We start from the raw sequence: 10756 nt of genomic DNA, 5'->3' as shown, positions 1-10756 counted from the left end.
CAAGCTCGGCGGTATAGCGCCAGAGGTCGACGCCAACCAGCTCAGGCCCCTGGTAAATGTCGGTGAACCTGGCCCGCGTAGGCTTTATGCCAAGCGGGCTCTTGATCGGACAGAGGAACCAGTCCGCGTACCCAATGCCCCATTTGCACCAGCCCTCGAACAGCCGGGCCTGTGCAGCGGTAAGCAGCCAGGAAACGCTGACCATCGTGGGAACACTGCGAAACCGCCGGCGCTGCATGGCTCGCCCGCTGGCCATCGTCGTCCTGACAATCGGGCTGACCGGTGAGAAGCCGTAGCCCTCGCGCAACGGCAACGGTAGGCCGTCAGGTATAGAGAGCATCAGGTAGATCCCCTTGGTGGTGCGAAGTTGTCGTCGTCGGCGTAAACGCGCACGTCGTAGTTCACAGCCTCAACATCGGTCGTGAAGTCCTTCGGAGCGATCGAGCCAATCAGGATCGGATAGCACCACCTGGTGGTCGTGCCGAACAGCAGGTACGGGGGCTCAATGTCCCAGCTCAGGTCGGGCTCAAAGTCCAACCCAGGCACCGTCAGCCGCGTGTCATCGACTCGGGTGGCCGGCCATGGACCGCTGAGCGTGCCGTCCGGCTTTCGCAAGCCAACAACGTGGGCGGCACCCTCCTCCCAAGTGAGCGGCTCCGAGCTCTCCAACAAGGTCAGGCTGTTGCCCACCTGGAAGTCGATGAGGACAGAGCTCTGGCCATACCCCGGGATGTCGTCAGCAGCAGCGCAGTAGCTCTTGTACCGGCTGTTCATCGCCGATAGCTCGGTGGTGAAGCTGTAGCCGTGGCGCTGGTACTTGTAGCGGCGGCGTTGCCGGATGCCGATCCGCCAAGCCCGATCCCTGTTGATGACCCCTTGCAGCGTGATCTTTTCCGTTTTGGCCCCTACATCACCGGACAGCCGACACTTGACCGTCTCTTTCTGCCAGGTGCTTTCATCGACGTACTCGACATCGACGCCGTCGTAGTCGTCTGGCCTGACAGTGGTGAACTTGCGCGTCAGGTTGCCGATGATGTTCTGCGGGGTATACATGTGCTCGAACACTGAGCGCGGCTCGTCACGCACGGGGCGAATCAGGCCGCGATCAATGGTCAGCTCGGCAAACCCCGCCATCAGGGCGTTGTTCAGCGCCTCAAGCACGGTTTCCTGGCCAGTCACCGCAAGGTCAAAATAGTCCCCGCGAGCCTTCCAAATGGCATCAAGCCGGTCCAGTTCTGCCAGATCGAGGTCATCGTCCGTGTAGCCAATCGTGCGCGCCACGTGCGCCACCCATGGCACGATGTCCCGAGTGGGTGTTTCCACTGTCCATGCCCCGCCACTGCGCACCGGCAGCACCCGGGTGGGCCGGACAGAAACCATGGTCTCGGACTGGGCCGAAAGGCGGTTGCTGCCCTTGACGTAGACCACCATGACCGTGACACCTTCGTACCGGCTCGGTACGCGCTCAATGCGCCCGCGCAGGCCGTACCACTGCACGCGATCCTGCTTGTTCGATGTCGTCGATTCCTCGCCAATACGGCGCACACGCACCTCTGGCCGCATGGCTGCCGGGATGGAGATTTTCCGGGTAAAACCCATCTGATCGGGTGACATGGCGGTGTAGGTCGACGTGACCGAGGTCCAGGCGCCAGCGGTTGTAATGTCTCGGTACTGGATCTCGACCTTGACGCTCACCTGCCGCTGATTACCGTTCTTCTCGGTGTAGCGGATCATCCCCTGCGGGAAGAAGAAATCGATTTCCAGGCGGCGGGTGACCTCGCCCTCCGGCACTACCGCAAACGGCCCAGACCAATCACCCTCAGTGGTGGAACCGTCGAGCACAATGTTCACATCGCTGGTCTGAAGTGCGTCGAACCCTTCCCAGTCATCATCCTCGGCGCCCGTATCCGTCAGGCGGGATAGGGTAATAGCCGATGGGCCGTGGCTCTCATCCGCCTCGGTGTCGTCGTCATCCTCTACTGAGTCATCTGACACGGCTGTAATCCGGTAGCGCAGACCGCGATATCCGATCGAGGCCAGCAAATCGCCGGCTTGCAGGCCGATCGCCGGCGCGCCACCGTCATAGGCCAGGGTCATCTTGGCGAACTGACCGTCTACTGCGGACTCTGACTTCACGCCGGTCACGAACACCGGCGACACACCGAACACATCATCGGTCGAACCGCTCAGGGCAAGTGCGGTGCCGGTGAACGGGGCGGCCTGCTCGGCAATGCGCAGTCGTCCGCTGGAGGCGCTTGCCACCAAAGCGGTACCGGCCAGTGCCGTATTCACAGCAGAGACCAGGCCGGCCAGGTTGGTGGTCGCGGTATTCAGGGTTACTGGGAAGTCACTGGCGCCCCGGGATACCGTAAAGCTGACCGGTGATGCGTCGAAGTTGAAACGACTTGGCGCGGCGCTGCCCGTTACCATTGATGGCGATCCAGGCACTTCAGGCGTAGCGGGCACCTCCGGAGTGTAGGTGGCCACCACGTATTCGCCGGCATTGGCACCGGCCAGCTCGACCTTCATGCCTACGAAGGCCCCCAGCATCGGCAGGTGCTGGCCGCTGATGACAGTGGCGGTACCGTCTGCCGGCGCAGTGAAGGTGTATGGATACAGGATCTCAACCCTGGCGATCATCCCGCTGTCCCACCCGAGCGGGAACCAGCCAGCCCCTTCGGGCACCGTCAGGACGTAATCAGAGGCAACGACCGCGTTGCCGGCAAACTGCTGCTGCACCGCAACGGTGGTCGTCAGCGTAAGGCCAGCGCTGCCGGTGTTGGTCGAGCCAACCTCTGTCGAGCTATGCCACCACTGGGCAGCCGTTTCGGCTGACAGGTCCTCGCCTGGGCCATAGATCTTGTAGGAGGCGGTTGAGCCCAGCGATGCGATGGGGGTTTCACCCACCATCACGTTGCTCGGCAGGACCTGATACTTGCCCTTGCCAATGCACAGCAAGAGCTCGGTCCACTGTTCGGTTGGCTCGCCAAAGTAGCGGTGAGCGGGCACCAGGTAGTCGGGGTAGCGTTTCGGGGATCCAGCCAACTCAGGAATCGCATCGTTCAGCGCAGCCTGGTTGCCCTTCACCGTCGACAGGTTCAGCTCCCGCGAAGTCCGGTTCTGCATGTTGGGCGTGGCCGGCTTGACCGGGTCGAATGGGTTGCCCAGGCCAAACAGCTTGGCCAGCGGACCCGGCTTGAAGATGGTCTTTAGGGAGCTGCCCTTCGGCTCGATGTAGATCGACACCTGATCGTCTGGCCCGACCTCGGTTTCACCCCAGGCGGATGCGGCAACCAAGCTGCCGTTCACCACGATGCTGATCGGCGGTACCGGGCGCGGCTCATAACTCCGCACCTTTTCCTTCAACCAGGCCTCGATGGTCATGGCCTGTTCCAGCGGATGACGCTCAAGCGGGCCGCCTTCAAGCTTGCTCGGAAAGATCTCGATCACGATGGTATTTCACCTTTGGGTAGGATCGCTCGAAGTCGATCAGGCGCATGTTGGTCACCCCGGCAATGGGGTTGATCTCGAAGACCCGCAGTTCGCCGTCAATTGGGACGACAACCCCGACGTGCGTGCAAAGACCACCGTGGATCACGGCAGCAATCGCCCCCGGCACTGGTGGCCCGACGGGCATGAGGCCGGAATACTGGGCGTAGGCCTTGGCTGATGAGCGAAGGTCACGGCGGTCAATCGGGCCGAAGGACGGCAGCGGCGGCAGGCCAAGCACTTCCTCGCGGATAGCAAGGACCAGGCCCCAGCAGTCGAGCAGGTATCGGCCGCCCACGACCTCGCCCCGCGCCCCGTCTTCATACGTCGCGGTGAAATATTTGTCGTACATGGGTTAGAGGTATGTCAGCCCTGGGGCAAAGTCGGTGGTGTATCGGTCCCTGTTCCACATCATGTTGATCAGGTCGTAGTAGCCGGCCTCGATCTGGACAGTGGGGCCATCCATGGTCCCGCCGAACGAGGTCATGCGGTATGGTCGGTCAGCGGGCTCCCCAGGAATGCTGGCAAGGTACTCTCGGTAAACCATGGTCACCTTGGCCTCGACGGCAAGTGAAGCGTCGAGCAGCTGCTGGGCCTCACCGGTCACATTGTCGATCACGAAGGTCAGCGTCTGCGCGCCGGAGTTGTCTTTCGCCGGCAAGGCCACGTCAATGGAAGAAGCCAGGAACGTGACCGTTTTGCCGGCCTCAGTTGTCGCCCGGAAGTCTTCATAGTCCTGCACCAGGTACAGTGTCTTGTCCCAGGCCGGGCACGAGATCTCCAGAGTTGGGACGATGATGTCGCCACCGGATGCATAAACGATTTCGAGAGCCGTCATTTAGGGATCCTCCTAGTTCCGTAGGTTCCCTCCACTGCCTTCGAGTACCGACCATTCCGGCCAAGGCTAGAGTTAAAATCTGCCGCCACAGCGTCTAGGATGAGCGTCATGGTGGCCCCATCCATTTGCATCCGTGCGGTTGCAGGCTGCCCGTTGTTTATGATTTTCACATCACGCACCCCGCCTCCCCCGCCGCTGTTCTTCGCAACATCATCCAGCGTCCGATCAAGCTTGGCGCTGGTTTCGGCGGTCGTAACCCGTTCGCCCTTCTTCAAGTTCCAGGTGCCATCAGCCGGCACGTAATCGATGCCGTCGTGCGCCTGGCCATCCAGCGAGGCGCCAACAGCGGACATGAGCACACCAGCGGCGCCGGCGGCGGCGATTGCAGCACCAGGTGCAATCGCTGGACCCACGAAGGGAACGCCGATCATGGAAACGAAGGCGTTCAGGGCAGCCATGGCTACCTGCGCGGCGGCGAAGGATAGAAGCGCGTTGCCCATGGATTGAATGAACGTTGAGGCGAAGCCCTCGATATCGAGCTTTCCGGTCTCGGCCCACTCGGTGACAGCATCCGTCAGGTTGGCCAAGGTATCGGCGCCGACCTGCTGCATGCTGCCATAAAGGTCCATCGCTGCTTCGGCCTGGGTGGCAAAGCCGCTGAGGAAGCCGGCCGTGCCGTTCAGCTGCAGCTTGTCGACATCCTCGTAGTACTTCTCCTGCATGGCCCGGCGTTTTTCCAAGGCTTTTTCGAGGATGTCGTTCTCGCGTTCGTACGCCGAATCCGACACGTCGCCGGCTTCATGCCGCTGACGAAGATCCTCAAGCTGGTCCTGGTAGTCCTGCTCGATCGCCAGCATGTCCAGGGCGCGCTGCTTCATCTCGTCGCTGCTGTAGGCATTCAACAGCGGCGCGTCCAAAGCGCGCTGATCAATGTTCAGCTGCCGCTTCACGCTGGCATCAAACCCGGCAACCGCCTTGTCATCCTCCTTGGCCTGCTTCAGCTTTTTCAACTGGTCCAGCTCGGCTGCCAGTCCCTTCAGGCGCTCCTGCTGCTTGGCGCTCAGCCCCGTGAGATTTCCCGACTCCAGCTCGAACTGCAGCTTGGCAACCTCGGTGGCCTCCTTGCGCTTGTCGGTCTCCGTATTGATCAGCGCGATCTGCCGCTTGTAGCCTTCCTCGGCCGTGTCGAACTGTCCTTGCAGTTTTTTGGCAGCCGCTTCGGCCGCTTTGGCGGCGGCTTGCTGATCAGTCGTCAACGCGGTGAAACTGCCAGATTGGCCCTTGCGCAGTTCTGCGAGCAAATCAGCAAGCTCTTTGACCTGGTTAGTGCTTCCCTGCCCCGGCTTTTCGTCGAACGAGGCCATTAGGTCACCGTACCCGACGGCCAACTCGCCCATCTTCGCCTTCGCATCGCCGATCGTCTTGCCCATGGCATCAACGTTCTTGAAGGCGTTGTAGATCCTGACCGGCGGCAGATACTTATCCCACCATTTTGCTTCATCTCCGCCGACCATTGCGTTATCGACATCAGAAAGTGTCTTGAGGCCTACACCTAGCAGGTGTATGCCTGCAACAGTGCCAACAGCAAACTTTCCAAGCGCCCTAAAACTCGCAGCGAGATCATCAGAGACGCGCTTCGCTAGAACTCCGTTTATGGTCGTGTCGCTAAGCCGGGTTGCAAAATTCGCAAGAGTCGGAAGCATAGCGCTTGTGATTTGGTTACCAAGCCCGCTAACAGATTGTTCAACAAGCCAGTTGGCAGCCTTTAATTCCTGAGCTGCCCGAATAGTCTTTTCGTCCATGATCGAACCAGCTGCTTCCGCAGCCTCGCCGAATCGCTTGAACCCTTCCGAATTGTTCCGTAGCAGCGGGAGCAACGCAGTCGCGTCACTTGCAATCGCCTCTAAATAGAAGGTCATGTCCGACTGACTGACCTTCGCCTTCTCGAGCGTGGACACATACAGGCCCAATGCCTGACTTCCACTCAAGTTGCGAAACTGATCAGCCGTAACGCCAACCTTCGGCGCGACCTGCTCAAAGAAATCCGCCATGCCACCGCCGCCGGTGTTTAGGAAATCACCGACTTTGTCGTTCACGTCTTTGAGGATGTCAGCAAGCTTGTCTTGCTCCACACCAACAGTTTTCGCCCCAACTGCTAGCTTTTGGAAATCTGTGGTGCTGACGTTCGCCACCGACGCCAGATTGGTTATTTCCGAGGCCGAGTTAATGGCAGAGATAGTCATTGCGGTTATCGCAGTGATACCAGTCGCCAATCCCGCGCCGATAGCCGTACCCACGGCTTTAGCGTTTTTCTCAACCTGCTTTCGCCATTTCTCCGAGCTCCGCTCTGCCTTATCCATTCCGGCGACGAATCCGCCAACCTGGGCAATGACATCAAGAGTCAAGGTGCCGAGAGATCTTGATGCCATTGTTTTCTCCGGGCATTAAAAAACCCGCCAATTGGCGGGTTTCTGCTTCACTTGAGTATTCGAGACTTCTCTCGATCGAACTCTTCCGAGGTTAATACACCGCTATTTTTCAGGGCTGAAATTCTCTCCAGCTCTTCGTACTTTGACGACTTTCCAGACTCGTTAATCTGACGAAGCGGAGCAGGCTTACTTATGAATGCCCATACAAGACAGACAACCCATACAACCCCGGTCCAGCCCAAAAATAGATTCAACATGAAAATCGCAGTGTAATTTTCATGATGCCGATGGAAAGCAATCATCATTGGGAGCAAGTACAAAAAAAATGATACAGCCAACAGCAAAATGGAGGTGCCGGTGATAAATTCCATGGCCAGTCCCTTGAGTCGAAAGGGGCCAATCTACCATGTCACCATTGATCAAAGAAAACGTCTAATCCCATGATGCTATAGCTTCCTGAAGGGAGATCGGCCCGTCCTCATCCTCATGCAGCGCAAAATCCTTCCAGCTGTAGGGGGGCGGCCGCTTTTGCGGATCCCGGTGCAGGTTGGCAGTCAGCGCCGCCAGCATGGCTACCGAGCGCTCTATACGCATACCTAGATGCAAAGAGCCGCGGCGCTTCCTGTACTTCACCCAGGATCGGAACTCGATCAGGCTGAGGGTTTCTTTGGCTTGCGCGATCGTTGAGCCCCCGATCCCGGAGAGGACGAGCTCGTGCCAGACTTCGTCTCGCTCGGTGAGCTCTTCGTCTTTCCCAAGTCGTTTACCTCTTGGATGGCGAACAGCAGGGCAACGGACAGGGCACCGTCAAGCGAACCCAAGCGCTTGGTGCTCTCCGGGTCCTTTTCCAGCTCAACCGGATCAAGCGGCCCGTGAGTGATGTCCATCGGGCTGCTGAACACCGGGTTGCCGTGCTCGTCGCAGATAGACGCGGCAATACGGCCCGCAATGCTGTCCTGCCTGCCAGTAGCCGAAAGCACGTCGCTCACCGCCGTCTGGTAGCCCATCGGCCGTACGTAGACGGTGGCGGTGTAATCCGTACCATCCTGGCGCCACTTGATTTCCTTTTCCACCGGCCGGCCAGTGAACGAGCCTACGCCCTTGAGCGCGTCGAGTGTCAACTTCATCGGTTACTCCTTGATGACCCAGTTGAGCTTGCCGGAGCGCTGAATGGTCGCTGCAGTGCTCACCGAGGTGTTGCTGGCAAAGTCGAACGGGAAATCTGCGACATAGCCGGCGAACAGGCACCAGGTGCGGGTGGTGGGTAGCTCGAAGTCATCGCCAGCGGCGTTGACCGTGGGTGGGATGTCCTTGCCGTCAGACCAGCCCAGCGCCCACAGGATGTCCTCGTCGCTATCGTCCTGGGACAGCTGGAACATGCGAACGTGGCTGGCATTGCGCGGATCAGCCAGGATGGTCGCCGTCGCCTGCCCTGGTGTGCGCAGACCCTTCTTGTACTTCCGCTCGGTATCGGCCAGACAGGTGTCGTCAATCTGGTCTGCCGGCGAACCGCCAGGGTTGAACGCGGTGAGGCATTCAACCTCCATCACGGTCCTTGGGCCTGCGCCACTCAAAGGCCGCACCAAAGCATAGAGCTGAGCGCCCTGGGCTTTCATCGACATGGGTTATCTCCAGTCAGAAATAAAAAACCCGCACTCGGCGGGCATGGGTCAAATGGGTACTTCAGCGGGAAACCATCCAGTCCACGTCGAAGCTGGCTCTGTAATTCCTTGTCTCAGGATCTCGGCCTTCAGCGCCCCAGCGGGTGACATAGGCCTCCAGCTCGATCGCATCACGGATTGCGTCCCGGACCTTGCGGGCGGAGTCGCCAGTCGCGGCGTACACGTCGACCTGCAGGGTGACGCTATCGAGATCCGGGCGGCCAGCCAGGTAGTTCTCGGGGCTTCCGCTGACGATCTGCCAGACAGCGTATGGCTTGGCCACTCCCTGCTCGGCCTCCCCGAACGAGTAGAGGCGCATGCCGGTGCCGACGCCGAGCAGCGCAGTTACAGCGGTGCTCTGCAAGCAGGCCTTCACAATAGGTGGTGTCATGAGGATGCCGTCTTCTTCGCCGCGCGCTTTATCGCCCGGTCAATTGACTTGTCGTATTCGCTGACAAAGGTGTTGGTCACTTCAGCGATGCTCTCGGTCAGTGCTGGCCGCATGAAAGGAGTAGCCCGAATTCGCTCGGTACCGAACTCCAGCAGCCGCCAGTACCACACGATACTGCTGAGCTCATAGCTCTTGCCGACCCGCCCTGCCCGCCTGTTATCAGCGGTGTTGGCGTACTGCCTGGCTCCACCCTCAACGCCGATCCGGAACATCAGATCACCCGTTCGGCGGAACCGTTTGTTGGACCACTGGACGGTGATGTGCTCCCAAATCTTGTTCGGGGTTTTGGCGTCATCCAGCTTCTTCGCTTGCTCGATAGCGGCTTTTTCTACGACCTGAGCAGCCTTTCGCAAAGCGGCCCGACCGCCTTTTCGGCGGATATCATCCTTGATCGATGACAGCTTCCCGGCCAGCTGATCGGCGCCGGTAATCTTGAAATCAACACCGTCACGCATGTGTTCTCTCCTGGTGCGGCCGGCGCGCCGTCACTCATCCTTGACGCCTTTGGAGACAAGAATGGTCAGGTACTCCAGACCAGACTTGGTGTCCTCAAGCGGCGGACCCTCGATGCTGTACACCTCGCCTCGGTAGAGGATTCGCATAGTCGACAGAACACCTGGCCGGTACCTGATCATCATGCGGGCGGTGGCTTCGGACTGGGCGGCCTGTGCAGCGATCAAGTCGCGGGCAGACAACGGTGAGACCTCTGCGTACACCTTGGCGAACTTCTGCCAAGTTGGCTCGCCAAACTCCAGGGTCACCGGGTCCCTGGGCTTCACCTTGTGCTCAATGGTGATGAGGTGGTTCAGACGGCCGAGTCTCATGGCACACCAGGAACACAGTAGGGCGCGAGCAACGAGTCAACGCCCATCGGCAACTCAGTGGCGATAGTGCCAGTGACCACCTGCTCCCGGTTCTGGTCCAGGTGGCCGACCAGCAGCAGGATCGCCGAAACGATATCCTCCGGCACGGTTGCATAGCCGGCCGTGAAGTCGATCTTCACCGACATGGCCTGCTTGCGGGTAGCCGGCCAGCTTTCACCCTGGGCAAGGGACACCCTGCCAAGGATCTCGAACGGGTTGACGATGTAGCTCTGTGCATCAAGGGTTTGAACAGACCCGAGCGAATCGGTGTAGTTGACCTCCTCGACGCTCTGCAGGGGCGGCCGAGGGATCAGGACCGCACCGCAAGGGAAGCCGTCCAGGTACAGCCGCCAGCGTTGCTGGCAAAGCGCTCGCTGGGTGATCCGCTCCGCCCAGGCCGTTGCCGCACGCACGATACGCGCCACCTCGTCGTCTTGCTCGGTATCGTCGGGGGCAATGCGCAAGTGCTTCTTGGCAACCTCAAGCGATACGGGCTGGGCCGTTGGCGCCTCCAGCAATTGCAGCCCCATGCGATCAGCCCTCTTCCGCCAACTCTTGCGCATCGGCCGGCGAGTGCTCGACCAGTTCATAACCCGCTGCCTTGCAGGCACCCAAGGCATCCTTGCCAGGGTCAACAGCGCCCATGCCCTTCAACTGATCCACTTGCTCGGCGGAGAAGCCCACCAGTTGGCCCGGCTTGTACTCACGACCCTCAAGCGGGAAACCGCACAGCACGCGTACCGGTACCAAGTCTTTTTTTGCAGCCATGATTCATTCCCTCCGGGATAGGTGACGGCGGGCCGGAGCCCGCTAGGCACATTAGGTCGCCGAGTGCTGGTAGTGCTTCACGGCGTCAGTGTCGGTCAGGTTGCCGCCGCTGCGCATGAAGGCCAGGAAACCGACCTGCCCCTTCGAGGCGAAGGCGCTGTCGTCGAAGCGCATCAGGTTGACCTGCATGGCATCGCGGACCATGTACTTCGACAGGTCGCCGTAGATGATCGACTTGGCGTTCGCCGCCGGCGCCG

At 60.0% G+C, this 10756-nt stretch carries 14 protein-coding genes; all 14 read right to left on the bottom strand.

Annotated elements, in window-relative coordinates; translation table 11 throughout:
- Positions 1-340: hypothetical protein (locus ACYCCG_RS25785; protein ID WP_459672286.1), on the bottom strand; the 340-nt coding region annotated here is incomplete at its 3' end.
- Positions 340-3384 carry a host specificity factor TipJ family phage tail protein gene (locus tag ACYCCG_RS25780; RefSeq protein WP_459672285.1) on the bottom strand — a complete coding sequence of 1015 codons (3045 nt, stop codon included), beginning with the start codon at positions 3382-3384 and terminating at the stop codon, positions 340-342. The genes ACYCCG_RS25785 and ACYCCG_RS25780, both read right to left, overlap by 1 nt.
- A gap of 37 nt (positions 3385-3421) precedes the next feature.
- A complete protein-coding gene (locus ACYCCG_RS25775; RefSeq protein WP_442758412.1) occupies positions 3422-3841 on the bottom strand; it encodes a hypothetical protein in 420 nt (139 codons plus the stop codon).
- A gap of 3 nt (positions 3842-3844) precedes the next feature.
- Positions 3845-4327 carry a DUF1833 family protein gene (locus tag ACYCCG_RS25770; RefSeq protein WP_265958333.1) on the bottom strand — a complete coding sequence of 161 codons (483 nt, stop codon included), beginning with the start codon at positions 4325-4327 and terminating at the stop codon, positions 3845-3847.
- The gene (locus ACYCCG_RS25765; protein WP_459672284.1) at positions 4324-6756 is read right to left on the bottom strand and encodes a phage tail tape measure C-terminal domain-containing protein; all 2433 of its coding nucleotides are present in this window, start codon (positions 6754-6756) and stop codon (positions 4324-4326) included. Before ACYCCG_RS25765 ends, ACYCCG_RS25770 begins: the two co-directional genes overlap by 4 nt.
- Before the next feature lie 47 nt (positions 6757-6803).
- On the bottom strand, positions 6804-7127 hold the full coding sequence (locus ACYCCG_RS25760; protein ID WP_186703034.1) for a superinfection immunity protein: 324 nt from the start codon (positions 7125-7127) through the stop codon (positions 6804-6806).
- A 279-nt stretch (positions 7128-7406) separates the two neighbouring features.
- Positions 7407-7883 carry a phage tail assembly chaperone family protein, TAC gene (locus tag ACYCCG_RS25755; protein ID WP_459672237.1) on the bottom strand — a complete coding sequence of 159 codons (477 nt, stop codon included), beginning with the start codon at positions 7881-7883 and terminating at the stop codon, positions 7407-7409.
- Positions 7884-7886: 3 nt separating this feature from the next.
- Positions 7887-8378 (bottom strand): phage tail tube protein, encoded by a 492-nt coding sequence (locus ACYCCG_RS25750; protein ID WP_459672282.1) that lies wholly within the window; start codon positions 8376-8378, stop codon positions 7887-7889.
- Positions 8379-8439: 61 nt separating this feature from the next.
- Complete coding sequence (locus tag ACYCCG_RS25745; RefSeq protein ID WP_459672280.1) at positions 8440-8808, bottom strand: DUF3168 domain-containing protein; 369 nt, start codon at positions 8806-8808, stop codon at positions 8440-8442.
- Positions 8805-9323, bottom strand: coding sequence for an HK97-gp10 family putative phage morphogenesis protein (locus ACYCCG_RS25740; RefSeq protein WP_459672233.1), 519 nt, complete (start codon positions 9321-9323; stop codon positions 8805-8807). Before ACYCCG_RS25740 ends, ACYCCG_RS25745 begins: the two co-directional genes overlap by 4 nt.
- A gap of 30 nt (positions 9324-9353) precedes the next feature.
- On the bottom strand, positions 9354-9692 hold the full coding sequence (locus tag ACYCCG_RS25735; protein WP_459672278.1) for a phage head closure protein: 339 nt from the start codon (positions 9690-9692) through the stop codon (positions 9354-9356).
- Positions 9689-10261, bottom strand: a complete 573-nt coding sequence (locus tag ACYCCG_RS25730; RefSeq protein WP_459672276.1) for a head-tail connector protein — start codon at positions 10259-10261, stop codon at positions 9689-9691. Before ACYCCG_RS25730 ends, ACYCCG_RS25735 begins: the two co-directional genes overlap by 4 nt.
- Positions 10262-10265: 4 nt before the next feature.
- Entirely contained in the window at positions 10266-10499 is a 234-nt protein-coding gene (locus ACYCCG_RS25725; RefSeq protein WP_459672274.1) for a hypothetical protein, read from the bottom strand.
- Positions 10500-10550: 51 nt separating this feature from the next.
- Positions 10551-10756: phage major capsid protein (locus tag ACYCCG_RS25720; RefSeq protein ID WP_459672272.1), on the bottom strand; the 206-nt coding region annotated here is incomplete at its 5' end.

This window comes from Pseudomonas sp. VEM90, from assembly GCF_054611535.1.
The sequence above is the reverse complement of the archived record's forward strand: the minus strand, read 5'-3'. Positions and strand labels throughout refer to the sequence as shown.